The organism is Intestinimonas sp. RTP31139st1_F5_RTP31139_211217 (genome assembly GCF_040226735.1).
GTDB lineage: Bacteria > Bacillota > Clostridia > Oscillospirales > Oscillospiraceae > Intestinimonas > Intestinimonas butyriciproducens.
On sequence record NZ_JBCOAQ010000023.1, the window covers coordinates 1 to 25,401 of the forward strand.

Consider the following 25,401-nt stretch of genomic DNA (forward strand, 5'->3'; position numbering starts at 1 on the left):
TTGAAAGGCCGTGCCGTTTTTTCGTCTTTTCCGTCTACTGCCCCCAGAACGACCGGACCTCGCCGGCGCGGGCCTTTGTCTGCTCGTATCCGTCCTGCCAGAGCGCCCGGATCTTGTCCACATCCCGCTCGATACGGGAAAAGCCCTGGGTATTTTGGGGCGCAAACAGGAGGACCTTCCCCTCCCGCTCCAACTGGAAGAGGTGCTCCCGGGAGGCATTATAGGTCTCCGCCCGGCGGCGCATGGTCTCGCAGAAGTGAGGATACCGCCTGTACCGCACGTCGATAAAGGGCTGGAGCTTCTCCGGCTCCCTGCGGTAGCTCCGCTCCCGGGTGAGAACCACCACCACCCGGTCGCAGCCCATCTCAAAGGCCCGCTCATAGGGAATGGCGTCCGCCGCTCCGCCGTCCAGGCAGGGCATCCCGTCCAGGTGGTAGACGGGAAACAGAAGCGGCATGGCGCAGGTGGCCTGGAGCAGCAGAAAATGCTCGTCCCGCCGGGGTACCGGCAGGTACTCCGCCTTGCCGGTGTTCAAATTGGTGACCACCGCCTCCACCTCTCCGGGAAAGGCGGCAAACGTATCATAGTCAAAGGGCACCAGCCGGTTGGGGATGTCCTCATAGGTGAATTTCAGCCCGAAATAGCAGCGGTTGGCGGGCCGCAGCAGGTTCCGCTTGCCCATGTACCGCTTGTCATTGGCGTACTTGGTCAGGATCTCCAGATTGCGTCCGAACTGGCGGGAAACGTAGCTCACCCCATAGGCGATCCCGGCGGATACGCCGATCACATAGTCCGGCAGCAGTCCCGCCTCCAAAAGTCCGTCGCAGGCACCGCTGGAAAAGATGGTGCGGAGGGCGCCGCCCTCCAGCACGATGCCGGTTTTCATGGATACCACTCCTTTGGTAAGGGATATTATACCTCTTTTCGCCTCAAATTGCAAAGGGCCAAGGGAGTCCCCCTCAGCCCTTTGCGATGTCCCGGTTGGCATAGGCGTTGAGCGCCATATCCGCCGTATGCCCGGCCAGATATTCGTAATAGGCCTGACAGCCGATCATGGCGCCATTGTCCCCGCACAGGGAGAGCGGAGGCAGGTAGAGGCGGCATCCGGCCGCGGCACAGGCCGCCTCCAGGTCCGCGCGGATGTGGGAATTGGCCGCCACGCCCCCCGCCACCGCCACCTTGCGGCGGCCGCAGCGGCGGGCGGCCTCCATGACCCTGGGGACCAGCATATCGCTGACCGCTGCGGAAAAGGAGGCGGCTAGGGACGGGAGATCCAGCGCCTCCTCCTTCTGCCGGGCGTTGTGGATGAGATTGATGGCGGCTGTCTTCAGGCCGGAAAAGGACATGTCCAGCGGAGCGTCGTGGACCTGCACCCTGGGGAAGGCGTACCTTCCGGCGTCTCCCGTCCGGGAGAGGCGGTCCATGGGGGCCCCTCCGGGGTAGCCGATGCCCAGCACCCGGGCCACCTTGTCAAAACACTCCCCCGCCGCGTCATCCCTGGTGGCGCCCAGGACCGCCATCTCGGTGTAGTCCCGCACATCCACAATGAGGGTGGTGCCGCCGGAGACGCACAGGCACACGAAAGGGGGCTCCAGCTCCGGGTGGGCGATGTAGTTGGCGGAGATATGTCCCCGAACATGGTGGACGGGGATGAGAGGCACCCCCAGCCCATAGGCCACGGACTTTGCGAAATTCACCCCTACCAGCAGCGCCCCAATGAGGCCGGGGCCATAGGTGACGGCCACCGCGTCCACATCGGCTTTCCGGAGACCCGCTTCGGCCAGCGCGGCGTCCGCCAGACCCGCGATGGCCTCCACATGCTTGCGGGAGGCGATCTCAGGCACCACGCCTCCGTAGAGGGCGTGCATGTCGGCCTGGGAGGCTATGGCGTCGGAGAGGACGGTCCGCCCGTCCCGCACCACGGCGGCCGCAGTCTCGTCACAGGAGGATTCAAAGGCCAGAATGTTCAAGGGCAGGTCCTTCTTTCTCTGGAGCGGAGGCTCCGTATCGGGTGGGATCGTCGGAGCGGCCCACCAGGTAGTCCAGCGACACATCATAGAGGTCCGCCAGGAAAATCCAACCCTCAATGCTCAGCGCCTGCTCACCGTGTTCATACCTCTGATATTGGCGAAGTGTAACACCCATCGCATCCGCAACATTACTCTGGGTCATTTTTTTCTTTTCCCGCAGTTTACGCATCCGAAACAGCATTTTATCTTCTCCCTCTTGACGTGACCTACTAAGACATATTATAATATGTCTTAGTAGGTCATATTTATAGGGGTGATACTTAAACATGTCAAGTATTCTAACAGAGCTATATGAAATCGTGGTTATCAAGTCGGAGATATCCAGTCCCGATTACCAGGCCGCCATGGCGGAGTGGCGCCGCGCCCGCGGGGGGAGCTGGCTGGACCTGGAGGATGCGGCCTATGCCCGCATGTACACCTGGGGAGAAATCTCCTTTTCCGCCGGACTGCGCATGGGCCTGGAGCTCTCTCACGACCTCTCGGGGATATGGATGAACCGATCGTAGAGCCAGGGGCTGAACTCATAGTGGTAGAGCCGCTGGTGGGCCTCCATGGCCTCCTCCCCGGTCCGGTCCCCGTACAGGAGCATGGCGTACCGCACGCCGAAAATACGCGCCACATAGCCCAACTCCCGGAACCCCAGGCGGCGGTAAAAGGCCAGCCGCCTGGCCCGGAGCCCATTCTCCTCCGGGGAGGCGTCGTCCCCCTCCGCCTCAGCCTCCACCAGAATCCCGCTGACGTGGCGGTACTGCCCCATCAGATGGGCCACCATCACGGTGCCGATGCCCTGTCCCCTGGGCTTGTCCCGGCAGACGCCCAGATAGTCCAGCAGCACGAAGCCGCCTTCCGGGTCCCTCCACAGCAGGGCATACGCCATCAGTTCCTCTCCCCGGTAGAGTCCCCAGGGCTCGTATCGCCCGGCGGACAGAAGCTTTTCCATGGCGGAGAGGGGTTTGCGTTCGGCGGGGGGAAAATCCGGCGTCAGGTGTTCCCGGTAGACAAGGTGCAGGGCGTCCAGATCCAGTCGCTTACATTCATACTGTTCCAATCCGATCAAACTCCACCGTCATTAAAATCGCGTCCTCATGGAGATCCGCGTAATAATTCTTTCTCCGGCCCACCGTCTCAAAGCCCATCTTCTCGTAGAGGGCGATGGCTGGGGCGTTGGACGCCCGCACCTCCAGGGTGAGAAACGCCAGATGGGCCTCCCCAAAGCGGAGAAAAGCGCCCAGGATCTCCTCCGCCACCCCTTGACGGCGGCTGTCCTCCGCCACGGCGATCTTTTCCAGGCAGCCCTCGTCCAGCACCACGCTCACCTCGCCGTAGCCCAGCACGGCGCCGTCCTCCCCCTCAGCCACTACCAGGGAGACGGCGTCGTTGTAGAGTTCGTCCGCAAAGGTCTGCTCCGACCAGGGCTTGGAAAAGCAGGCCCGCTCAATGGCGAGCACCTGCGGCAGATGGGAGCGGTCCATGGGCACCAGTTTTCTCTTCAAGTCAGTTTCGTCCCTTCATCCAATATGGGGGTTCCGGTGTCTCGCCGGGCCCCAGCGGGATCTTCGCATCGGGGCGCCCGGGGCCGTAAATGGCCCGGTGGGCCGCCATCAACTCCTCCATGCCGGCGGGCATCCGACCCAGGACCAGGGCCCGGAACCGAACGCCGCAGGACCCTATGTCATACACCGGCGCAAAGCCGCACCGCTCGTAAAAACCGATGCGCCGCAGCCGCAGGGCGTTTTCCGCCTCGGGGCCGCCGGGGACCGGGGCCTCCGCCTCAGTGATGATCAGGGCCCGGCCCGCATACCGCTCCCCCAGCAGCCGGAGGATGGCCGCGCCCAGCCCGCCGTTCCGCCGTCCGGCGGTAACGCCGAGGTAGTCCAGCAGCACATAGCCGGGGAACGCCTCCCGGCTCCAGAGCGTGGCATAGCCCAGCAGCGCCTGCCCCTCATAGAGGCCTAGCGGCTCATAGCAGCCCCGTTCCATCTCAGACACCATATCGGCGAGGGGTTTGCGCTCGTTCTCCGGGAACGCCTCAGAGAGCTCCCGCGCATACCAGCCTGCCAAATCAGAGATCGGCCGCAGCTCCATGGATGGTCCTCCCCTCTGCCTGTCTCACTCCTTGGCCTCCGCCCAGCTCTGTCCGGCGGCGGAGTCGGCCTTCATGGGCACGGAGAGCGCGGCCACGCCCTCCATCTCCTCGGTCAGCAGCGCCTTGACCCGCTCCACCTCGGCGTCGGGACACTCCACGATGAGCTCATCGTGGACCTGAAGGATCAGCCGGGCCGCCAGCCCCTCCCGGCGCAGGCGGTCGTCCACCCGGATCATGGCCAGCTTGATGAGGTCGGCGGCGGTGCCCTGGATGGGCATATTGAGGGCCACCCGCTCGCCGAAGGCGCGCAGATTGAAATTGGAGGACTTGAGTTCGGGCAGCCAACGGCGGCGGCCCATCAGGGTGGAGACGTAGCCGTCCTGCCTGGCCTGTTCCACCACCCGCTTCCTGTAATCCCGGACGCCGGCGTAATGGCCCAGATAGCGCTCGATATAATCCCTGGCCTCCGCCACGCTCACGTGGATGTCCTCGGAAAGGGAGAAGGCCGAAATGCCGTACACGATGCCGAAATTCACCGCCTTGGCGGCGGAACGCTGGGCGTGGGTCACCTGCTCCGGCGGGATGCCCAGCACCTGGGCGGCGGTGGCCGTGTGGATATCCTCGCCGGTGAGGAACGCCTCCTGCATGGCTTTGTCGCCGGAGATATGGGCCAGCAGCCGCAGCTCAATCTGGGAGTAGTCCGCGTCCACCAGCTTGTACCCCGCCGGCGCCACAAACATCTTCCGGAGCTCCGCCCCCAGCTCCGTGCGGACGGGGATGTTCTGGAGGTTGGGCTCCGTGGAGGAGAGGCGCCCGGTGGCGGTGACGGTGTTCTGGAAGGAGGTGTGGATGCGCCCATCGTCGGCGATGACCTTGGTCAGCCCGTCCACATAGGTGCTCTTGAGCTTGGCAAGCTGGCGGTAGTCCATGATGACGTCGATGATGGGGTGTTTTCCCCGCAGCTTTTCCAGCACCTCCACATTGGTGGAATAGCCGGTCTTGGTCTTTTTCACCGGCGGCAGGCCAAGCTGCTCGAACAGGACGCGCCCCAACTGCTGGGTGGAGTTGATGTTGAATTCCTCTCCCGCCAGCTCGTAGATGATCCTCACATCGGCCTCGATGCGCCCGTCCAGCATCTCGCCAAAGGCCGCCAGAGCCCTGCGGTCCACCAGCATCCCCGCCCGCTCCATGCGGGCCAGCACCGGGCACAGGGGGAGGTCCACCTGATAGTAGAGCTCGTGCATGCCCAGCTCCTCCAGCTTGGGGGAGAGCGCCTCATACAGGGCGGCCACCATCCCCGTCCAGGCCGACAGCGCCGCGAGGGCGGGCGCCGGGTCGGCCAGAGGTCCCCACGCCTCCGGCTCCGCCCAATCCTTCCGGGACGGCAGCTCGGTGTTGAAATAGGATATGGCTAGCTTATCCATGGCATAGCTCCCGTCGGTGGGGGCCAGGAGGTAGGCCGCCAGGGCCGTGTCGAAGACAAAGCCCTCCGCGGTGAGCCCCTCCCCCAGGAGCTGATGCATCAGATCCTTCCCGTCATGGGAGACCTTACGCACCGCGCCGCTGAAAAAGGTCTTGAGAAAATCCCGGTAGGGTCCCGCCCCCACCCGCTCGGCAAACACAGCGGACATACGCTCCCCCTGGAGCACGCATACGCCGTCCAGGGAGGGCAGCGCCTGGAGAAAGACCCGCTCGGCCCCTTTCCACTCCTCCAAAAGTCCGGCGAGGGCCGCCGGGTCGGTGATCAGCTCCGCCTGGACCTGAGGCGCCTCCGCCTTTTCGGCGTGCGCCAGCCCCTGGCTCCCTTTGAGTCCCAGCTTATCGATGAGCTTGGCGAATTCCAGGCGCAGAAACAGCTCATAGAGCACCGGCTCGTTGACCGGCCTGCGCAGCGCCTCCTCCGGGGTGAAGCGCACAGGGGCGTCGCACCGGATCGTGGCCAGCTCGTAGGACATCCGGGCCTGCTCCCGGCCTTCGCCCAGCTTTTTGAGGACGGCGGGCTTGGCCTCCACCGCTTCCAAATCGGCGTAAATGGCCTCCACGCTCTGGTATCTCTGGATGAGGTCCATGGCGGTCTTTTCCCCGACGCCCTTCACGCCGGGTATATTGTCGGAGGCATCCCCCATGAGGGCCTTGAGATCGATGATGTGGATGGGGTCAAAGCCGTACTCCGCCCGAAAGGTCTCGGGCGTCATATCCCGGGTGGCGGTCTGCCCCATGCGGGTGGTCACCAGCTTGACCCTGGCCGTCTGGGTGATCAGTTGGAGCGAGTCCTTGTCCCCGGTGACGATCACGGTCTCCCAGCCGGCGGCGGTATCCAGCTTTGAGATGGTGCCGATGAGATCGTCAGCCTCCCAGCCCTCCAACTCATAGCGGGGAATATTCATGGCGTCCAGCACCTCCTTGAGGAGGGGCACCTGGACCACCAGGTCCTCCGGCATGGGCTTACGCTGGGCCTTATAGCCCTCATAGGCCAAATGGCGGAAGGTGGGCGCCTTCAGATCGAAACAGACGCACAGGGCGTCGGGCTCCTCCTCCCCCACCAGCTTCTGGAGGATGGTGAGAAAGCCATAGACGGCGTTGGTGGGCGTGCCGTCCCGGGTAGAGAGGGGCCGGACGCCGTAAAAAGCCCGATTGAGGATGGAATTTCCGTCGATGACCATAAGTTTCATGGAGAAGCCTCCCGCCTGCGGATCAAAATAAGTTCTTACAGTATATCAGTTTTCCCCCACATGGGCAAGCTAAAACAGGCCCCGCCCGGGAGTTTGCGCCGGACGCGGCGTTTTCCCTCTCAGCTCCCCGCCCGCTCCAGGCTGCCCAGCGGCCGGTAGACCACCGCATACATGGTGAGGAAGCAGGCCAGACCCCCGATGAGCTGGGAGACGGCCTCGGCGACGAACACGCCGTCGGTCCCCATGCCCAAATAGGGAAGCAGCAGCGTAAGGGGGGCGTTGATGATGGCTTTCCGCAGCAAAGAGAAAAAAATGGCGTTTTTGGAGCGGCCCAGCGCGGTAAAGACGGACTGACCCGCGATTTGGAGCGACATGATGATGAAGAGGCTGAAATAGATGCGCAGCGCCGGGATTCCCACGTCCAAAATGGGCTGTTCGCTGGTGAACAGGCGGATCATCGCCTCCGGCGCCAGCATGATAATCGCCCAGGCCGCAGCCGAATAGAGGACCACCACGATGGAGGTGAAGCGAATCCCCTGCCGGACTCTGCGGGACTCCCCCGCGCCGTAGTTGTAGCCCAGCACGGGCTGGGACCCGTTGGAGAGCCCCTGGACCGGCATGGAGACCACCTCGCGGATGGAGTTGATGATGGTCATGGCCCCCACATAGAGGTCGCCGCCATAGGCCTGGAGCGTGGTATTACAGACCACCTGGACCAGACTGTTGGTGAGGTTTACAAAGAATCCGGCCAACCCCAGCGAGACGATCTTTCTGACCCGGCGCGCGGAAAGGGCCATGCAGTCAAATTTCAGCCGCAGGATAGCCCTCTTCCCGGTGAGGAATTTGAGCACCCACACCGCCGAGCAGCCCTGTGCGATCACAGTGGCCAGCGCCGCCCCCTGGACTCCCATATCCAGCACAAAGATGAACACGGGGTCCAGGACGATATTCACCACTGCGCCCAGCCCCACCGTCATCATACCGATCTTGGCAAAGCCCTGCGCATTGATAAAGGGGTTCATGCCCAGGCTCACCATAACGAAAAGGGTGCCGCAGAGGTAGATGGTGAGATAGGCGTCGGCATAGGGAAAGGTGGCCTCACTGGCGCCGAAGAGACAGAGCACCGGGCGCTTGAGCAGGAGAAAGACCAGGGTGGCCGCCGCACCCAGGATCAGCAGCAACGTGAAGGAATTGCCCAGAATATGCTCGGCCTCCTCATCGTCTCCCTGCCCCCGGCAGATGGAGCACAGCGGCGCGCCGCCCATGCCGCAGAGGTTGGCAAACCCCATCAGAATGGAGACGATGGGCATGGTAAGTCCCAGTCCGGTGAGCGCCAGATGCCCGGGCAGCCGTCCGAGGTACATCCGGTCCACCACGCTGTAGAGGACATTGATGAGCTGCGCCAGCGTCATAGGGGCCGCCAGCGTCAGAATATTTCTTGGAATGCTTCCCTTTGAAAAGTCGTTCTTCCGTTCCGACAAGGCACTCTTTCCCCTTCTGTTGTATCTTGCAGAAAAATAATATAAAATTGTAGCACAAATTTCCTCCCGGGGCAAGGAGGGCGGACCTTCTGTCCCTTTTCCCCACCTGTGCATTTGTGCTGGAACCAGTGAAGGGCAGCCTCGAGAAGAAGGCTGCCCGTAAAGACTGGTTTGTCCAACGGCCTATGACGCAGCCGTCACGGTTGGGTCGCTGCGATCACTATTTTGCAATCTGCACAGTAATGCGCCTGGGCCATATATCCGTTCGCCTTCAGCGGCTTGAACCCACCTAGGAGGGGAATCCCCTTTTCGGCCGTTGAAAAGGCAAGCATAGAGGGCCTTTCCCCGTCAGGAATCCACTGGACCGGCTGGCCTCCGTTTGGAATATAACCGGATCTCATTTCTTTTTGGCAATATGGACACTTCATTTTATCGGCGCCTCCCATTCAACCGCGGCAGATCCCTGCTGCGCTCCTGCTTGCAGTATTGTACCATGAAGGCAGTGATTTTTCAACGCGCGGCCAAATCGCTGTATGCCTGATCCGCGCGCAAAGGAACGAATTTCTGAAAGATTCGGCTGGACAGAGGATTTGCTATGAATTCCCTGCTTGAAAGGACCCGGGCGCTCTACCCCGCGCGCAAGGACCTGAAGGACGGCCTGCACCGTCACCCGGAGCTGAGCTGTTGTCCCAGTCCGCGCTGCCATGTCCCTCCTGGAACGGCTCGGCTTCGTAAATCCAAACCACAATTTGTCTGATTGATTTTGCCTTGCACCGCACAGACTAGCGATGAGGTGATTGGAAATGCCGAAGGACAGTCAGCCTGACAGCAAGCAGGCTCGGATGAAAAAAAGCAAAGGGCAAACGCCCATCACCCGAGAGAACCAAAACCAGAACCGGAACGCCAAGAAACAGTCGATTCCGGGCAACGACGTGTGAGGTGCACCATGCAGCGCGAATATGCGGATATGTACGCCCTGTTTCGGCACGACCACAAGGCCGAGGCCTACTTCGAGTCCCTGCCCGATTATGTGCGGGACCAGATCAGTATGCGCGTCAAGAACGTGAATACCTTTGACGATCTCCAGGGCTATGCCGACAACCTATTGCGGGGGGACGGCTGATGGCAAAGCAGGGGATGAAGCGTCCGGAGCGGACCCATACGCAGCCCCGGAACGATCTCCCGCCGGTCCCCGAGCTCCAAGGCGGGCCCAAGCGTACCAAGGAAAAAGCCAAACCCATCACAGAACCATGAGAAAGGCCCCGTCGTCCGAACAGCAGTCGGACGGCGGGGCCTTGCCGTGTGGGTCAGATCCGCTTCCACTCCACCCCGGCGGGGGTGTCCTTGATCTCCACGCCCATGGCCTTGAGCACGTCGCGGATACGGTCCGCTTCCGCCCAATTTTTGTCTTTTTTCGCCCCGGCCCGCCGGGCGATGAGCGCCTCGATCTCCTCGGCTCCCTCGACGGGGACCTTCTCTTTCTCCCGGAGCGCCGCGGCCTTCTCCAGCAGGTCCAGGCCCAGGACCTGGTCAAAGCTTCCGACCAGGGCGCGCTTGGTCTCGTCGTTCAGGTCCGCCTTCAGCACGTCATAGAGACGGGTGACGGCCAGCGAGGTGTTCAGATCGTTGCCCAGTGCCTCCTTGAAAGCCGCTTGATGCGCCTCCACCGCTGCCTCGTCCACGGTACCCTCTCCGGTCAGCGCGGCTACCCGGGCCACCAGCTTGTCATAGGCCGCTCTGGCGTTGTCCAGGTTCTCCCAGGAGAAGGTAAGACTCTTACGGTAGTGCGACTGGAGGCAGAAAAGGCGGTAGACCAGGGGATCATATCCCCTCTCCTCCAGGGTGGTGACGGTGGTGAACTCGCCCTTGGACTTGGACATTTTTCCGCCGGCGGTGTCCAGGTGGTGGACGTGGACCCAGTATCTGCACCAGGGATGCCCCAGATATGCCTCACTTTGCGCGATCTCGTTGGTATGGTGAGGGAAGGCGTTGTCGATACCGCCACAGTGGATGTCCAGGTATTCGCCCAGATACCGCATGGAGATACAGGAACATTCGATGTGCCAGCCCGGGTACCCCACGCCCCAGAGGGAGTCCCACTTGAGGGCCTGATCCTCGAACTTGGATTTGGTGAACCAGAGCACAAAATCCGTCTTGTTCCGTTTATTGTCGTCCGCGTCCACGCCCTCCCGGACGCCCACCGCCAGGTCCTCCTCGTCGTGGTCGTTAAACACATAATAGTGCTCCAGCTTGGCGGTGTCAAAATAAACATTGCCCCCCGCCTGATAGGCGTAGCCCTTTTCCAACAGCCCAGAAATGACCTTGATATAGCTCTCGATCATACCGGTGGCGGGCTGCACCACATCGGGATATTTGATATTGAGCTTCTTGCAGTCGTCAAAAAAGGCTTCGGTATAAAACCGGGCGATTTCCATGACGGACTTGTGCTCCCGCTGAGCCCCCTTGAGCATCTTGTCCTCGCCGGTGTCGGCGTCGGAGGAGAGGTGTCCCACATCGGTGATGTTCATCACGCGCTTGACCTCATAGCCGTCGTAGCGGAGAAACTTCTCCAGAATATCCTCCATAATATAGCTGCGGAGATTTCCAATATGGGCAAAATGATAGACCGTAGGGCCGCAGGTATACATGGATACCTTGCCGGGCTCATGGGGGATAAACTCCTCCTTGGTATGAGACGCGGAATTGTACAATTTCATACTGATAGCTCCTTACAAATTTTCACTTTTTGCCTGCTCATCCATCAGTTTTTCCAGCCACTCCAGCCGGGAACTGATGGCCTGAAGCTCTTTTTGTACCGGATCGGTGATATGGATCTGGTCCACATCGGCGGCGTAGTTCATCTTTTCACCCGCGATGCGCACCACCCGGGCCGGGACGCCCACGGCCGTGGCCTCTGCCGGGATCTCGCTGAGCACCACGGCGTTGGAGGCGATCCGTGCCCCGTCTCCCACCTTAAAAGGCCCCAGGACCTTGGCCCCGCAGGCGATCATGACGCCGTTTCCAATGGTGGGGTGCCGCTTCCCCTGGTCCTTTCCAGTGCCGCCCAAGGTAACGCCGTGGTAAAGGAGCACGTCGTCTCCGATCTCTGTGGTCTCTCCGATGACGATGCCCATACCGTGGTCGATGACGAAGCGGCGGCCGATCCGGGCGCCGGGATGGATCTCAATGCCGGTGATGTGTCGGGCGATCTGAGAATTAAGCCGGGCCAGAAAGAACAGCCTGTGCCGGTACAGCCAGTGGGATACCCGGTGAAAGAGGATGGCGTGTACGCCCGGATACAGCAAAAATATCTCCAGCTTGGATCGGGCCGCCGGGTCCCGGGCCTGATAGGCCGCCAGAGTCTCGGAAAGTCGTTTGAACATAGGGTCCCTCCTATTCTTGGACAAGCAAAAACGCCTCTCATGCCCAAAGGCATGAGAGGCGTCGTCACAGACAAAACGCGGTTCCACTCTCGTTTCTCACTCAAGGAGCCGATAACGGGGCCACCCGTGGGACGTTACGTCCCCGCGCTCCCGGATGCACTTCACGCAGGGCTCCCGTGGGACCGCTTTCAGCCGGTGGCGTTCCCTCTCTGCCCGGTATGACTCCCCCCGCGCTACTCTTTCCGTTCCTCGCGCCGTTTTTTCCTATGTCCTCAGTATATTATCACCTTGGCGTAATCGTGTCAAGTCTTCCGCGCCGCCCGTCCATTTGCGGAGACATTACGGGGTCTGGCTGCCCGGCTCCGTCTGGCGGGGCAGCTCGGAGAGCCAGCGCCCCTCCCCCGCGGCATCGCCGCACAGGGGGAGGTACCAGTAGGCCAGGGAGATGCCGGTCACGTCCTCCGGGTCCACCGGTTCCTCAAAGGTCCAGCAATCCAATCCGCGGGGATCTATCGTCCAGTGATCGTCTTTCAGTCCGAAGCCGCCGCCGCCCTCCCACCGTGGGAACAGGACCGTTCCATCAGACAAATAGACTGCCAGGGGACTGTACTGGAGCAGAGACTCCGCCTCCTGCTCAAAGAGAATGGAGGGTCCCAGCGGGGACAGGTAAAGCGTACGCAGCCGGACCGTGCCGATCATGTCTGAGAGCGCGACCTCCCGACTGGAGAGGATCTCGATGTCCAGAGGAATCCGCCAGTGGTCCTCCCCTATCTTCCCCCGGCCTAATCCGTCCGGATATATGCCCAGAACCAGCAGCTCCATCCCCTCCAGCCCGCCGTCCGCCGCAGTACCGAAGTAGGTCCCCCACGTTCCAAACTCCAACAGTGCCGTACCGCTCTCCGGGTCGAATCCGACGCACTTGCCGCCTATTGTGCGGGAATTCCCCTCCTGCTCCCCCTTTCCGTCCTCTTCCGGCCGTTCGACACCCCCCCACACATCCATGTCGGCTCTCAGCCTGTTCTGCCCTGTTACGTCCCGGGCCTGCGCATAGACCTTGACCATGGCCCTGTCTGCCATGGCGGAAATCACTTTGATCTCAATCCCGTTCGCGGTGCAGGCCGCCGCCTCCACAGGCTGCGCATAGGGCGCAAAGCCCCCCAGGAATTCCTCCAGGGTATCCCGCAGCGTCGGAGCCGAGGCCACCACCGTCATCACCATTGCGGCGCAGGCCGCCGCCACCAGCAGTATGGTCCTCCGAAGCGGCCTGGGCCGGCGTCCCTTTTGCTCCATGGCCGCCAGCAGCCGCTCCATCTGTTCCCGATCCGGTCCCACAGCTTCCATCTCCTTTCTGTATTCCTCTTCAAACATGCTCCTCGTCTCCTTCCAGCCCTCTCCGCAGCATTCCCCTGCCCCGGTGGAGCCGGGTGCGGATCACATCCTCACTTTTCCCCAACAGCCTGGCGATCTCCGCCACGGAGTAGCCCTCATAATAAAACAGGTGGAGTGGAATCCGATAGTTGGACGGCAGGGTCATCACCGCCTCCAGTACACTGCTCATCTCCTGCCCAGGCTGTGTCAGGCCCTGAGCCTCCTCCAGCGGACGCGCCTTCCTTCGCCAGGCAGAGCGGAACAGATCCCCCGCGCAGTTGGCCGCCACCCGCAGAAGCCAGGCCTTGGCGTGCTCATCATCCCGAAAATCCGGGGCGGCGCGCATCAGCCGGAGGAACACCTCCTGCATCACGTCCTCGGCGTCCGCTCTGTGCCCTGTTCTGGCATAGGCCAGCCGGTACACCGACGGGGCAAACCGACGTGCCAGCCGTTCCGCCTCTTCCCTGTCCATCTTCCATCCCCCCTCTTGCCCTTCTCTAATTATGACACGGATCAGCCGGCCAAAAGGTGACAAAAAAAGAGCGGATCGCCGCCCGGTAAGCACCGCCGCGCCGATCCGCTCTTTTTTCGCCTCAGTTGGGCTTGAGGATATCGCTCAGGTCCACATCCACGGCATCCTTCCACAGCCGCTCCAGATCGTAGAACTGCCGGGCCTCGTCCATAAACAGGTGGACCACAACGCTGGAGAAGTCCAGCAGCACCCAAGTGCCGCCCCGGTGGCCCTCTATGTGGTGGGGCGCCTCGCCCCGCTCCTTCATGACCTTTTCGCACTCATCCGCCAGTGCCTTCACCTGCGTGGTGGAGGTGGCGGTACAGATGACGAAATAGTCCGCCAGGGTGGTGAGGGCTCCGGTCTCCAGGACCTTGATGTCCTGTCCCTTTTTGCTGTCCAGCGTTTCCGCGAGGACCAATGCCATTTCTTTGGGCGTCATAGGCGTTCGCTCCTTATCTGAAATTTCAAATGATGGGGATCCCCTCAGGGGGCCCGCTCTCCGCCCCGGAATCAGGCGTAGGCGTGGGCTCAGGCGCCGCCGGCTCGTCGTCGGTGGGCCCCTCCAGCCCGGCGGACGGTGTCGCCGTGGGCGCCGTGGTCTCTCCGCCGCCTCCGCCGGGTGGAGCGGAGGTGGCGCCCGGGTCCGGTGTGACGCCGGGAGCCGGTGTTTCCGTGCTCTCAGGGAGCTCAGGGGTCTCGCTCACCTCCGGCGTGGGCGTCTCCTTGGGTGTGCTCTTATAAGCGGCCCAGGCCGAGTTATGCCTGGTATCCTCCAGTACGCCGGTGCTGGAGCCGATGGTCCCGTCGCTGTTGACATACATAATATCCAGATCTTTATCGTCCAGATCTTCCAGATAGGGGTTGAAATACTCGTTCACCACGGATACCAGCTCTTCGGTGTTGGGCACCACATAGGACTGGAACTGGTAGCTCTTTCCCGCAAAACTGCGGCTCCACACGCTCTTGTTGGTGCAGGGCATGGTGACAAAGTTCACATTGTCAATGCTCAGGGGCGGCTTCCCCAGTACGGCCTGCTGCCCAAACCAGAAGATATTCTGTACGGTGAGATCTGTGGTCACGTTCTCTGTGAACACACCCGCCAAATTCAGGATGGTGGAGGGCTCTGTTACCTTTGTCAGCAGCTTCTCCACAATGGCTTTGAGCAGCTTCTGCTGGGTCTCGATACGGCCGATGTCTCCGTTTACGTATCCGGTGTTGTTGTTGCCGTCCCGGAACCGGAGGACCTTCATCACGCCCTCCCCATCCAGATGCTGCATCCCCTTGGAGATATGGATATGCAGGTCCTGGGTCGGATCGTCGTAATTCATGTTGACGGGGACCTCAAAGTCCACGCCGCCAATGGCCTCCGCCATCTCGCCCACGGCCTCCCACTCCACCACTACGGAAAAGTCGGGGATAAAGCCCACCAGCTGGCTCACCTCGTCGAAGAGCGCCTGGATGCCCTCGTCTCCTCCCCCGTATACGTTATAGACGGAGTTGATGCGCTTGATGTCCCAGGAGACGTTGACCATGGTGTCACGGGGAATGTTCATGACGCTCAGCTTCTGATTGGGCACATCGTAGGCCACCAGCATCACCGTGTCGGTGTTCCCGCCGCCGCCCGTGTCCCGCCCAATGATGAGAAAGGTGAAGAAATCTTCTTTCCGCCCGCTGTCGTTGATCTCCGGCGCGTCGGAGGAGATCGGCTCCCCGCTGGCGACCGGCGGCTTGGGGCGGTTCTGCGTGGTGGGGACGTTCGGCTTGACAAACAGGAGGCGGGATGCCGCAAACGCCGTCACAATGATCGCCGCAATGACTGTGACAACGATATAGACCACCCGCAGGGCTTTCTGTCGGGACGTCAGCGGCACACGCGGCTTTTTCTGCTTCTCCGGTTTCTCGGTGCTTTTCTGGAGGCGGCTGCCGCCTTTTTTATGCTCTTTCTCTGGGTTCATCGGTTTCGTCCTTTCAGATAGTCACGTGCCTGGAGGGTATTGGTATGGACGGGCATCCCCCGTTCTTCCATATCCCCGATGGTCAGCTCGCAGCCCAGCAGAAGGGCGGCGTCCAGATCCTCATAGGCCAGCTTCCGAAGCTTTGAAAGGCCCGGGAAGTCGGCCCGGGAGGGCTCAATGTAGTCGGCCAGATACAGCACCTTAGACAGCAGGTCCATATCCGCTTTTCCGGTGGTGTGCCAGTAGATGGCCATGCAGACCGCCTCCGGCTCTCCAAAAACGTGCCGTGCGATGGCCGCGCCGGTCTTGGCGTGGAGAAGCTTGACCGCCACCCGCTCCAGCTCGTCCAGTGCGATCCCATACCGGTCACACAGCGCCAGCTGCTCGTCCAGCTCCAGATACTTAGTGCAGTCGTGGAGGATGCCCGCCCGCCGGGCCAGGCGGGCATCCGCTCCCCACCGCTCCGCCAGCCGGACCGCCTCCTCCTCACAACCCCGGATGTGGGGGATGCGCTTGGCCTTCACCATGGAGAGCGACGCACAGCGCAGATCGTCGTCAGAGAGGCGCTTCAAATCGGCGCTCACGCCATAGAGCCCCTCCCGCAGGATATAGCCGTAGACCTGGCACCACAGAAGCGCCCTGGCCTCCACCCGGTTGCGGACCAACAGCTCCCGCACCTGTGTGGAGGAGATCTCCATCACCCGGGGCAGCCGGACCAGGGCCACACGGGCCCCATACCGCTCCCGAAGCCGCCGGGCCTGCCCTTCCATCCCGCCGCTGTCTGCCTCCGTCCGGTCAAAGGCAGCGATCCCGGCCAGGGATATGATCTTTTCCGGCTCCCGCCAGGTCTGGAGAGAGAGGAACATGTCGGTGCCCAGCAAAAGCCACAGCTCGTCCTCGGGATAGCGTTCCCGGAGCTGGGCCAAGGTATCCGCCGTATAGCTCTTCCCCGTCCTGTCCATCTCGGCGGCGCTGGCCTCGGCAAGCCCGGGGCTTTTCAGCTCCAGGTTCACCCCATCGGCCACCATGGCTGCCATGGCGAGTCTGGCCTGGGGCGCCACCGCGTCAGGCGGCAAAGCCTTGTGGGGCGGCACGGCCGCGGGTATCAGCAGCAACTTGTCCAGCCCCAGCGCTTCCGCCGCGGCCCGTGCAGCCTCCATGTGTCCCAGGTGCGGCGGATCAAAGGTGCCGCCGTATACGCCGATTTTCATAGAGATTCCTCCACAGACAGATCATTGTGAGTTTATTTCACCAGGGCGATCCTGTCCTTCTTGTCCTTGTTATGGCTTTGACGATACAGCACGAATTTTGTTCCAATGACCTGGACCACCTCGCTACGGGTGGCCCTGCTCAGCGCGTCGGCGGCCTCCCGGGGGGAGAGCATAGCGTTCTCCAGCACCCGGCATTTGATGAGCTCCCGGGCCTCCAGTGCGTCGTCCGCCTGCTTGACCAGATTCTCCCCCAGGCCGTCCTTGCCGATGTGGACAATGGTATCGATGGAATTGGCCAGCCCCCGAAGCTGGGCCCGCTGCTTACTTGTTAGATCCATTTAAATAACGCTCCAATTTGATTTGAAATTCTTTCAGGGCATTCCCCCGATGGGAGATGGCGTTCTTTTCCTCTCCGGTGAGCTGGGCGAAGGTCTTCTTTTTTTCCGGGACAAAGAAAACGGGGTCGTACCCGAAGCCGTTTTCCCCCTGCGGCGCGTAGGCAAGTGTGCCCCGGCACTCTCCGCGGGCGGTGATCACGTCGCCGTTGGGCATACACAGTGTAATGACCGAGACAAACCTGCATGTCCGGTCCAGCTGTCCCCTCATGTTCTCCAGCAGAAGGCGGTAACGTCCCACATCGTCCAGTCCTTCACCGCCGTAGCGGGCGGAATAGACGCCGGGCGCTCCGTTCAGCGCGTCCACCACAAGCCCCGAGTCGTCGGCAATGGACGGGAGCCCGGTGCACTCCATGACGGCCCTGGCCTTCAGCAGGGAGTTTTCCTCAAAGGTGGTTCCCGTCTCCTCCACTTCCACGTCCGCGCCCACCTCGGACTCCAGGACCACCTCCACGCCCTGGGCGGCCAGGATGTCCCGCATTTCCACCAGCTTATGCTGGTTTTTACTGGCTAGTACCACTTTCATCCTTTACCCTCCCAGCGCCTGCCGCTGGATGGCCTGCACTTCCCGGATGCCCTTGGCGCACAGGTCCACCAGCACACGCTGCTCTTCTATGGTGAATGCCCGGCCCTCGCCGGTACCCTGGAGCTCCACCAGCTCGCCCTCTCCCGTCATCACGCAGTTGAGGTCCACTTGGGCGGAGGAATCCTCCTCATAGCAAAGGTCCAGCATGGGCTGGTCGTCCACGATACCGGCGGAGACGGCCGCTACGCAGGTCTTCAGCGGCATCTCCGGCAGAACGCCTTCGGACACCAGCTTGTGGAGGGCATAGGAGAGGGCCACAAAGCCGCCGGTCACCGAGGCGGTGCGTGTGCCGCCGTCTCCCTGGAGCACGTCGCAGTCCACCGTAATGGTCCGCGCTCCCAGCTTCCGCATATCCACCGCCGCCCGAAGGGCGCGGCCCACCAGGCGCTGGATCTCTGCCGAGCGCGGGGAGAGCTTCAGCTTGGCGATGTCCCGCTTGGAGCGCTCCCGGTTGGCCCTGGGCAGCATGGAGTACTCCGCCGTGACCCAGCCCTCCCCCTCGGGGACGTGGGGCGGCGTGCGCTCCTCCACGGAAGCCGTGCACAGCACATGGGTGCTGCCGCAGCGGATGAGGCAGGAGCCCTCTGCAAACCGATTGACGTTTGGAATGATCTCAATGGGGCGGAGCGCATCATAGGCTCTGCCGTCGATACGAGGCATGTGGTTTCCTCCCAATATAATTTTTTGTTCTCAAGTTCAGATCACAGCAAAAAAGCCGCCGCGATGATCAGTGCTCCAACCGCCAGGAGCACGGCGCCCCGCCGCCGGAGGTCGCCCACCGTCAGGCGGCGCTTGGGTCCGCCGCCCCGCCCGCTTCGGCCGGAGATCCACTTCGCTCCCGTCAGATAGACGGTGCCGGTAACCGCCACGATCACGCCCGCGGCAAACATGCGTCCCGTCCCGTTCATACAGACACCTCCGGCGCTTTTCTCATACCAGCGCCTCGGTGAAGGCCTCGGCGTCAAAGGGACGCAGGTCCTCCACACCCTCTCCCAGGCCGATATATTTCACCGGGATCTGCAGCTCGTTGGCAATCGCCACCGTGATCCCGCCTTTGGCGGTGCCGTCCAGCTTGGTGAGTACAATGCCGGTGACCCCCGCAGCCTCACGGAACTGTTTGGCCTGGATAAGGCCGTTCTGACCGGTGGTGGCATCCAGCACCAGCAGCGTTTCACGGGCACAGCCGGGAAGCTCGCGGTCGATCACCCGGGAAATCTTGTTGAGCTCATTCATCAGGTTTTGCTTGTTGTGGAGCCGTCCTGCGGTATCTACCAGGATCACGTCGGTGTTTCTCGCCTTGGCCGCGCTCACCGCGTCGAAGACCACGGCGGCTGGGTCGGCTCCCTCATGCTGCTTGACGATCTCCGCACCGGAGCGCTGTGCCCAGACGGTGAGCTGCTCCGCGGCAGCGGCCCGGAAGGTGTCCCCCGCGCAGAGGAGGACCTTCTTCCCCTCCCCCTTCAGACTGGCCCCCAGCTTGCCGATGGTGGTGGTCTTTCCTACTCCGTTGACACCGATGAAGAGGACCACGGAGGGTTTGGTGTCCAGCTTCAGGCCCTGGTCGCCCACGGCGAGCATCTCCTGAAGGACCCGGCGCAGACAGGCGCGGACGCCCTCCTCATCCTTGATCTTCTCGCCCTTGACCCGGCTTTTGAGCTCCTCCACCGCCTTGAGCGTGGTATCCATCCCCATATCGGACAGAATGAGGGTCTCCTCCAGCTCGTCATAAAAATCATCGTCAATGGCGGAAAAGCCGGAAAAAATGTTCAGCTTTTTGATCTTATCAAAAAATCCCATTTTCTGCCTTCCTTTAGTTTAATTTTTCCCCGCAATGGGGGTAGTACCGGATATTTCCCCCGTCACTTCAGGTTCAGCTCCCGCTCCACATCGCTCAGATTGATGGTCAGCAGCCGGCTGATCCCCTGTTCCTGCATGGTGACGCCGTAGAGGACGTCGGCCTCCTCCATGGTCCCGCGGCGATGGGTGATGACGATGAACTGGGTCCGGTCGCTCATGCCGCGCAGGTAGCGGGCGAAGCGGGCGACATTGGCGTCGTCCAGCGCGGCCTCAATCTCATCCATGACGCAGAAGGGGGTCGGGCGGACCTTTAAAATCGCAAAGTAGAGCGCAATGGCCACAAAGGCTTTCTCTCCGCCGGAGAGCAGGGAGAGGACTTTCAGCGCCTTACCCGGCGGCTGGACCCTGATCTCAATGCCGCAGTTGAGGATATCTTCCGGATCGTCCAGCTCCAACGTGGCCTTGCCGCCGCCGAAGAGCTCCGCAAAGGTCTCCCCGAAGGCGGTATTGATGACGCCGAATTGCTGGGAGAAGATCGTCTTCATCTCGCCCGTGATCTCGGCGATGACCTTCTCCAGCTCCCGCTTGGACTGCGCCACATCGTCCCGCTGTCCGGTGAGATAGGTGTATCGCTCGTTCACCCGCTCGAACTCCTCGATGGAGTCCAGGTTGATGTTTCCCAGGCTCGAGATGGCGCGTTTGAGCTCACCGACCCGTTTCTGTGCCTTGGCTGTGGACTCCAGCTCCAGGCGCTGGGCCCGGGCCGCCTCGTGGGAGAGCTCATAGGTCTCCCACAGCTTGTCCAGGATCTGCTTTTCCTCCAGGGCGGCGGTAACCTTCTTCTGCTCCAGCACCGAGACTTCCCGCTCCAGATTCAAAAGCGCGGCATTTTTCTCCCGGCTCTCCCGGTCCGCCCGGTTCCGCTGGGCCTCCAAAGCCAGCTTCTCTTCGCTGAGGCGGGCGACGGCCTCTTTTTTGCTCTCAGTGGCGCCCCGGATCTCCTGGAGCCGCGCCTCCTGCTCCCCGATCCGGGCGGTCAGGCTCTCGTTTTTCTCCTGGTACCCAGTGAGCAACGTCTCCCGCTGGGCCCTGTCTCCGGTGATGTCCCGGCACAGCGCCTCCAGCTCCCGGAGCGCCTGCTCGGAGGCGGACTGCTCGGCCTCCAGCGAGGCCACCTCCAGCCTGAGCTGGGCAATACGGGCATTCACCCGCTCCATCCGCGCCCGGCTCTCCTCCTGTCCGGCGGCCTTGCCCTCAGCCTCCGTCCGCAGGGCCTCCGCCGCGCCCTCCAGCGCCTCGATCCTGGCGCGGGCGTTCCGGGTATCGGCCTCGGTCTGGCGGGATCGGGCCTCGATCTGCGCCAGCTCCTCCCGAAGTCCGGCCTGCTGGGCGTCCAGCTCGGCATAGGACTTTTGATAGCCCTGAAAACGCTCCTCCAGTTTGAGGATACTGTCCTCCAGCTCACGGCGCTGGGCCTGCGCCGTCTCCATCTCATAGGCGGCTGCGGTGTGCTCCCGGCGGGCTTCCTCCAGTGTCCGGGCCGCCTCTCCGAGGCGGCCGCGGATGTCTTCGATCTGGGTGTTGAGCCGCTCCAGCTCATTGGCCCGGCTGAGGATCCCCGCGCTGCGGGAGGCGGAGCCGCCGGTCATGGAGCCGCCCGGGTTCAATACCTGCCCGTCCAGTGTGACGATGCGGAACCTATAGTGGTATTTCCGTGCCATGGCGATGGCGGCGTCCATGTCCTCCGTAACCACGACCCGCCCCAGCAGATTGGAAAAGACGCGCTGATAGCGGGGGTCGAACTTCACCAGCTCATCTCCCATGCCCACAAATCCGCGCTCCCCCCGCACGCCAGCGTCCCGAAACTCGCCGGGGCGGATGGAGGAAAGGGGGAGGAACGTGCATCGGCCCCCGTCTCTCCGCTTCAGGTAGGAGATCGCCGCTTTGCCGTCCTCCTCGCGCTCCACCACAATATTCTGCATGGCCGCCCCGAGGGCGATCTCGATGGCCACGGTATAGGCGTCCGGCACATGGACAAGCCCGGCCACCGGACCGTGGACGCCCCGAAGGCTCCCCCGCCCGGCCTCGCCCATCACCAGCTTGACCGCTTTGGAATACCCCTCATAGAGCTTTTCCATCTCTGTGAGCATATGGATACGGGCGGAGAGGGCATTTTCCTCCATCTGGAGTTTGACATGCCGCTCCTCTGCCGACTTGGCCTTTTTCTGACGGGCCTCCACCCGCAGTGCGTATCCGCTGATCACATTCAGCAGCGCGTTACGGTCCTCCCGGGCCTGTTCCAGTTCCCGCCGGACGCCGTCCCCCTCCGCATGGGTCTGGCTGATCCTCGCCTCTCCGGCGGAGAGTTCCTGCCGGACGGCCTCATCCCGATCCAGCAGCTCCTGGGCGGCGGCGGCCAGCGCGGAGAGCAACGCCTTGGCCTCCGCGGCGGAGGCGCTCTCCACCGCCGCCTTTTCCCGCAGGACCTCCCGCTCCGCCTGGAGGAGGCCTGCACTCTTGCTCTCCGTCCTGCTCTGGGCCTCGGACTCCTCCAGGCCCGCTTTCAACTCGACCATCCGCGCGGAGATCTCGTCCAGGCGCGCCCGGCGGTCCGCGATCTGCGCCGAGATAGACCCAGCCCGGCCCTCCTGGGCCTCCAGTTCCCGTTTCACCCGGTCCGCGTTTTCCAGATTGCTCTGGATCTGGGACTTGAGTACCGCGATGGCCCGCTCGCACTCGTTGGCGTCGGCCTCCCGCTGCTGCATCTGGAAGCGAAGGCCCTCCGCCTCCATATCCTTTTCCCGCATCTGCGCCGCATATCCCTCCGCGGCCGCATAGAGGGACTCCACCTCGTGCTGCGCCTCCTCCTTCTGGCGGACGGCGTTTTCAAAGTCAGATGTGATCTTGATGGTATTGGCGCGGATCTTATCCAGCTGCTCCATCCAGAGGGAGATTTCCAGGCCCCGGAGCTCGTCCCGGAGGATCAGGTACTTTTTTGCTTTCTCCGATTGAGCGCGCAGGGGCTCCACCTGGAGCTCCAGTTCGTCGATCTTGTCGTTGATGCGCACCAGATTCTCTTCGGTGCGCTCCAGCTTCCTCTCAGCGTCCTCCTTGCGGTGACGGTAGCGGGAGATGCCGGCGGCCTCCTCAAAAACCTCCCGGCGGTCGGCGCTCTTGACGGACAGGATCTCATCGATCTTACCCTGTCCAATGATGGAGTAGCCCTCCCGGCCCAGCCCCGTGTCCATAAACAGCTCGTTGACATCCTTGAGCCGGACGGCATGGCGGTTGATGTAGTATTCGCTCTCCCCCGAACGGTAATACCGCCGGGTGACCATGACCTCGCTCTCCTCCCGGTCGAAGAGATGCCCGGTATTGTCCAACACCAGAGAGACCTCTGCAAAGCCCAGCTGCTTCCGCCTGGCGGTGCCGCCGAAGATGACGTCCTCCATCTTGCCGCCCCGGAGCGCCTTGGTGGACTGCTCCCCCATCACCCAGCGGATGGCGTCGGAAATATTGGATTTTCCGCTGCCGTTTGGCCCCACGATGGCGGTGACATCGTGGTCAAAGGTCAGCACTGTTTTATCCGGAAAGGATTTGAATCCCTGGATCTCCAGCGCCTTTAAATACAAAAGCACGCACTCCCTATAAGCCCATTGTGTTAATTAAAATATTATACCAATTTTGCCGTCGCATTGCAAACCTTTCCCTGCCGATATTTGCTGTTTCAAAGAGGCGGTTTTTGTGATATGATACCCTTGATCCGCACGGTACGGAATACCGCATGGGAATTCAACGCTTGGAGGACTGAAATGAAAAGACGAATTGCACCGCTACTGCTTCTGTCTATTCTGGTTGGACTGCTCTCTGGCTGCTCGGGACAGGGCGCATCGGATATGCCCTTTACCGCAGGCGCCTGGAGCGGAGACCACTACGACAGCGCCTTTCTGGACCTGCGCTTTACCTTGCCCGAGGGGTGGGAGGCCTCGGGAGCCGACCAACTGGCCGACATGAGCGCCGCTGCCGACAAGGCCCTGGACCTCCAGAAAGGCGGAACCGGTGAACATCCGGAATCCATCTATCACTACGAGCTCTCCGCCAAGGACCCGGAGACCGGCGCAGGCGTTCTGGTCCTGGTCAACGCTTACAGTGCCAGCGCTACCGACTATACCTCCGGTCTCCAGAAGGGGGCGGAGGCCGAGGGCGCCTCCTATACCGTCGGGAGCACGGAGACCGTGACCCTGGCGGGCCGCCGCTACCTGATGGTGCCGCTGACCATGGAGGGCCAGGAGACTCCCTACCAGCGGCAGTACGTCCGCAAGGACGGCGACTATCTCATCACCGTGATGCTCTTTGCCCCCACCGACAGCGCGGAGGCCTTCACCGAGATGGAGGGCTTCTTCACCCAGCTCTCCAGGTCTTAAGGGCGCAAAACGCTCCAGCCGGCGGAACCTCCGGCGCAGCGCAAACCGGGCGCACCGCTGATGCGGTGCGCCCGGTTTTTCATTGGAAGAACTTCTGATAATAGCCCATAGCAAAGATCACCAGTACAATGAAGGGCAGGACATACGTGACATAAGCTCTCGACCACTTGGGGAATTTGAGCCCTTCCCCGGCGTCCGCCTCCGCCAGGAATTGTTTCCACCCCCAACCCCGTCGGGAGGTGCAGAAGAGCAGATAGACCAAGCTGCCCAGGGGGAGCAGATTATTGGATACGATAAAATCCTCCAGATCCTGAATATTGCCCACGGGCGTGGAGAATCCGCTCCAGACGTTGAACCCCAGCACACAGGGCAGGGACAGCAGGATCAGGGCGATCCCATTGACCACGATAGCCTTTTTCCGGCTCCAGCCCAGGTCCATGGCAAAGGCGACGATGTTCTCAAACACCGCAATGATGGTGGACAGCGCCGCAAAGGACATGAACAGAAAAAAGAGCCCGCCCCATACGCCGCCCAGCGGCATCTGGTTGAAGACGTTGGGCAGCGTGACAAAGATCAGCCCCACACCCTGACCGGGGTTGACGCCGAAGGCAAAGCAGGAGGGGAAGATGATCAGGCCCGCGACGAGGGCCACAAAGGTATCCAGCACACTGATGCTGATGGCCTCTCCGGTGAGGGACCGCTCCTTGCCGATGTAGCTGCCGAAGATGGCCAGGGCGCCGATGCCCAGGCTCAGGGTGAAGAATGCCTGGCTCATGGCGTCGTAGATCGCCGCGCCCAGAATAAATCTGCCGTCCGTGTCATATGCCAGGTCATGGAAATCGGGTACCAGGTAGAACTTGAGGCCCTCCACAGCCCCCGGCAGCGTAACGCTGCGAACCGCCAGGACCAGCATCAGGAGCAGCAGACAGACCATCATCGCCTTGGTGATGCGCTCCACGCCTTTTTGCAGCCCCAGGGAGCAGATCCCAAATCCCAGGAAGGTGACGACCAGCATCCATCCGATCATAGGCCCCGGCTGGGCCAGCATGTCGTAAAAAGCCGTCTCCACCCCCGCCGCGTCCAGGCCGCTGAACTCTCCCAGGAACATTTTGCAGACATAGGAGAACATCCAGCCGCCCACCGTGGTATAGAACATCATGAGCAGATAGTTGCCCGCCATGGCGCCATAGCGGTAGAGGTGCCACTTGGCGCCCTTGGGCTCCAGAATGTTGAAGCTCAGCGCCGCCGACTTCTGGCTGGCCCGGCCCACAGAAAACTCCATGACCATAATGGGCAGGCCCAGGATCAGCAGGAACACCAGATAGACCAGCACAAATGCCGCTCCGCCGTATTTGCCGGTGATGTAGGGAAAGCGCCATACGTTGCCCAGGCCGATGGCGCACCCGGCGGAAATGAGGATGAACCCCAGCCGGGATGAAAACTTCTCTCTCTCCAATTGTAGATCCTCCAACCTCTTTGTTTTCGGACACAGGGCCGGC

Annotated in this window: 28 protein-coding genes; 5 read left to right on the forward strand and 23 right to left on the reverse strand. The window is 62.0% G+C overall.

Annotation, left to right across the window (positions count from 1 at the left end; genetic code table 11):
- Positions 1 to 34: 34 nt before the first annotated feature.
- From ABUA09_RS12725 to ABUA09_RS12735, 3 genes are all read right to left on the reverse strand, one after another.
- On the reverse strand, positions 35 to 886 hold the full coding sequence (locus ABUA09_RS12725) for a patatin-like phospholipase family protein (protein WP_075704193.1): 852 nt from the start codon (positions 884 to 886) through the stop codon (positions 35 to 37).
- 73 nt (positions 887 to 959) lie between these two features.
- Positions 960 to 1,970 carry a tRNA (adenosine(37)-N6)-threonylcarbamoyltransferase complex transferase subunit TsaD gene (tsaD, locus tag ABUA09_RS12730; RefSeq protein WP_058118026.1) on the reverse strand — a complete coding sequence of 337 codons (1,011 nt, stop codon included), beginning with the start codon at positions 1,968 to 1,970 and terminating at the stop codon, positions 960 to 962.
- Positions 1,951 to 2,211, reverse strand: coding sequence for a helix-turn-helix domain-containing protein (locus ABUA09_RS12735; protein ID WP_052082637.1), 261 nt, complete (start codon positions 2,209 to 2,211; stop codon positions 1,951 to 1,953). Before ABUA09_RS12735 ends, tsaD begins: the two co-directional genes overlap by 20 nt.
- Before the next feature lie 85 nt (positions 2,212 to 2,296).
- Here ABUA09_RS12735 and ABUA09_RS12740 point away from each other — a divergent pair, with 85 nt between their 5' ends.
- A complete protein-coding gene (locus ABUA09_RS12740) occupies positions 2,297 to 2,536 on the forward strand; it encodes a hypothetical protein (protein ID WP_195973945.1) in 240 nt (79 codons plus the stop codon).
- Here the strand turns inward: ABUA09_RS12740 and ABUA09_RS12745 are convergent.
- The 6 genes from ABUA09_RS12745 to ABUA09_RS12770 form a co-directional block, all read right to left on the reverse strand.
- The gene (locus ABUA09_RS12745) at positions 2,500 to 3,078 is read right to left on the reverse strand and encodes a GNAT family N-acetyltransferase (protein WP_227151982.1); all 579 of its coding nucleotides are present in this window, start codon (positions 3,076 to 3,078) and stop codon (positions 2,500 to 2,502) included. The two genes, ABUA09_RS12740 and ABUA09_RS12745, sit on opposite strands and share 37 nt — an antisense overlap.
- Positions 3,065 to 3,523, reverse strand: a complete 459-nt coding sequence (rimI, locus tag ABUA09_RS12750; protein WP_116722408.1) for a ribosomal protein S18-alanine N-acetyltransferase — start codon at positions 3,521 to 3,523, stop codon at positions 3,065 to 3,067. Before rimI ends, ABUA09_RS12745 begins: the two co-directional genes overlap by 14 nt.
- Before the next feature lies 1 nt (position 3,524).
- Positions 3,525 to 4,115: a GNAT family N-acetyltransferase gene (locus ABUA09_RS12755; protein ID WP_033117536.1), complete on the reverse strand. Its 591-nt coding sequence runs from the start codon at positions 4,113 to 4,115 to the stop codon at positions 3,525 to 3,527.
- A 24-nt stretch (positions 4,116 to 4,139) separates the two neighbouring features.
- Entirely contained in the window at positions 4,140 to 6,788 is a 2,649-nt protein-coding gene (gene polA / locus ABUA09_RS12760; protein WP_033117535.1) for a DNA polymerase I, read from the reverse strand.
- 119 nt (positions 6,789 to 6,907) lie between these two features.
- Positions 6,908 to 8,269, reverse strand: coding sequence for an MATE family efflux transporter (locus ABUA09_RS12765; protein ID WP_349949409.1), 1,362 nt, complete (start codon positions 8,267 to 8,269; stop codon positions 6,908 to 6,910).
- 197 nt (positions 8,270 to 8,466) lie between these two features.
- Positions 8,467 to 8,715, reverse strand: a complete 249-nt coding sequence (locus ABUA09_RS12770; RefSeq protein WP_306792529.1) for a PF20097 family protein — start codon at positions 8,713 to 8,715, stop codon at positions 8,467 to 8,469.
- A gap of 357 nt (positions 8,716 to 9,072) precedes the next feature.
- Here ABUA09_RS12770 and ABUA09_RS12775 point away from each other — a divergent pair, with 357 nt between their 5' ends.
- From ABUA09_RS12775 to ABUA09_RS12785, 3 genes are read left to right on the forward strand one after another with little or no spacing between them, the layout of a single operon-like run.
- On the forward strand, positions 9,073 to 9,207 hold the full coding sequence (locus ABUA09_RS12775) for a hypothetical protein (RefSeq protein ID WP_257534837.1): 135 nt from the start codon (positions 9,073 to 9,075) through the stop codon (positions 9,205 to 9,207).
- Positions 9,208 to 9,215: 8 nt separating this feature from the next.
- Positions 9,216 to 9,392: a hypothetical protein gene (locus ABUA09_RS12780; protein ID WP_165366567.1), complete on the forward strand. Its 177-nt coding sequence runs from the start codon at positions 9,216 to 9,218 to the stop codon at positions 9,390 to 9,392.
- The gene (locus tag ABUA09_RS12785) at positions 9,392 to 9,523 is read left to right on the forward strand and encodes a hypothetical protein (protein ID WP_264464865.1); all 132 of its coding nucleotides are present in this window, start codon (positions 9,392 to 9,394) and stop codon (positions 9,521 to 9,523) included. The genes ABUA09_RS12780 and ABUA09_RS12785 overlap by 1 nt, the downstream gene beginning before the upstream one ends.
- A 53-nt stretch (positions 9,524 to 9,576) precedes the next feature.
- Here the strand turns inward: ABUA09_RS12785 and cysS are convergent, their stop codons facing one another.
- From cysS to smc, 13 genes are all read right to left on the reverse strand, one after another.
- Entirely contained in the window at positions 9,577 to 10,986 is a 1,410-nt protein-coding gene (gene cysS / locus ABUA09_RS12790) for a cysteine--tRNA ligase (RefSeq protein WP_349949410.1), read from the reverse strand.
- Between the two features lie 12 nt (positions 10,987 to 10,998).
- Positions 10,999 to 11,652 (reverse strand): serine O-acetyltransferase EpsC, encoded by a 654-nt coding sequence (gene epsC / locus ABUA09_RS12795; protein ID WP_033117530.1) that lies wholly within the window; start codon positions 11,650 to 11,652, stop codon positions 10,999 to 11,001.
- A gap of 339 nt (positions 11,653 to 11,991) precedes the next feature.
- Positions 11,992 to 13,020 carry a hypothetical protein gene (locus ABUA09_RS12800; protein WP_195614885.1) on the reverse strand — a complete coding sequence of 343 codons (1,029 nt, stop codon included), beginning with the start codon at positions 13,018 to 13,020 and terminating at the stop codon, positions 11,992 to 11,994.
- Complete coding sequence (locus ABUA09_RS12805) at positions 13,013 to 13,492, reverse strand: RNA polymerase sigma factor (protein ID WP_058118034.1); 480 nt, start codon at positions 13,490 to 13,492, stop codon at positions 13,013 to 13,015. The genes ABUA09_RS12800 and ABUA09_RS12805 overlap by 8 nt, the downstream gene beginning before the upstream one ends.
- A 121-nt stretch (positions 13,493 to 13,613) precedes the next feature.
- Positions 13,614 to 13,973 (reverse strand): ribosome silencing factor, encoded by a 360-nt coding sequence (rsfS, locus tag ABUA09_RS12810; RefSeq protein ID WP_058118035.1) that lies wholly within the window; start codon positions 13,971 to 13,973, stop codon positions 13,614 to 13,616.
- Between the two features lie 25 nt (positions 13,974 to 13,998).
- The gene (locus ABUA09_RS12815) at positions 13,999 to 15,489 is read right to left on the reverse strand and encodes an LCP family protein (protein ID WP_052082635.1); all 1,491 of its coding nucleotides are present in this window, start codon (positions 15,487 to 15,489) and stop codon (positions 13,999 to 14,001) included.
- Positions 15,486 to 16,700, reverse strand: coding sequence for a bis(5'-nucleosyl)-tetraphosphatase (symmetrical) YqeK (gene yqeK, locus ABUA09_RS12820; protein ID WP_058118036.1), 1,215 nt, complete (start codon positions 16,698 to 16,700; stop codon positions 15,486 to 15,488). Before yqeK ends, ABUA09_RS12815 begins: the two co-directional genes overlap by 4 nt.
- 32 nt (positions 16,701 to 16,732) lie before the next feature.
- Positions 16,733 to 17,038: a ribosome assembly RNA-binding protein YhbY gene (gene yhbY / locus ABUA09_RS12825; protein ID WP_033117555.1), complete on the reverse strand. Its 306-nt coding sequence runs from the start codon at positions 17,036 to 17,038 to the stop codon at positions 16,733 to 16,735.
- Entirely contained in the window at positions 17,022 to 17,621 is a 600-nt protein-coding gene (locus ABUA09_RS12830; protein WP_058118037.1) for an XTP/dITP diphosphatase, read from the reverse strand. The genes yhbY and ABUA09_RS12830 overlap by 17 nt, the downstream gene beginning before the upstream one ends.
- 3 nt (positions 17,622 to 17,624) lie before the next feature.
- Complete coding sequence (gene rph, locus ABUA09_RS12835) at positions 17,625 to 18,341, reverse strand: ribonuclease PH (RefSeq protein ID WP_058118038.1); 717 nt, start codon at positions 18,339 to 18,341, stop codon at positions 17,625 to 17,627.
- A gap of 41 nt (positions 18,342 to 18,382) precedes the next feature.
- Positions 18,383 to 18,589, reverse strand: a complete 207-nt coding sequence (locus ABUA09_RS12840; protein ID WP_058118039.1) for a hypothetical protein — start codon at positions 18,587 to 18,589, stop codon at positions 18,383 to 18,385.
- Positions 18,590 to 18,611: 22 nt separating this feature from the next.
- Positions 18,612 to 19,478 (reverse strand): signal recognition particle-docking protein FtsY, encoded by an 867-nt coding sequence (ftsY, locus tag ABUA09_RS12845; RefSeq protein WP_033117520.1) that lies wholly within the window; start codon positions 19,476 to 19,478, stop codon positions 18,612 to 18,614.
- Between the two features lie 62 nt (positions 19,479 to 19,540).
- Positions 19,541 to 23,110: a chromosome segregation protein SMC gene (smc, locus tag ABUA09_RS12850; RefSeq protein ID WP_349949411.1), complete on the reverse strand. Its 3,570-nt coding sequence runs from the start codon at positions 23,108 to 23,110 to the stop codon at positions 19,541 to 19,543.
- 180 nt (positions 23,111 to 23,290) lie between these two features.
- Between smc and ABUA09_RS12855 the strand changes: the two genes are divergently transcribed.
- Positions 23,291 to 23,902 carry a hypothetical protein gene (locus tag ABUA09_RS12855; protein ID WP_058118040.1) on the forward strand — a complete coding sequence of 204 codons (612 nt, stop codon included), beginning with the start codon at positions 23,291 to 23,293 and terminating at the stop codon, positions 23,900 to 23,902.
- A 79-nt stretch (positions 23,903 to 23,981) separates the two neighbouring features.
- Here ABUA09_RS12855 and ABUA09_RS12860 read toward each other — a convergent pair whose 3' ends face one another.
- On the reverse strand, positions 23,982 to 25,358 hold the full coding sequence (locus tag ABUA09_RS12860) for a sodium-dependent transporter (RefSeq protein WP_058118041.1): 1,377 nt from the start codon (positions 25,356 to 25,358) through the stop codon (positions 23,982 to 23,984).
- Positions 25,359 to 25,401: the final 43 nt, after the last annotated feature.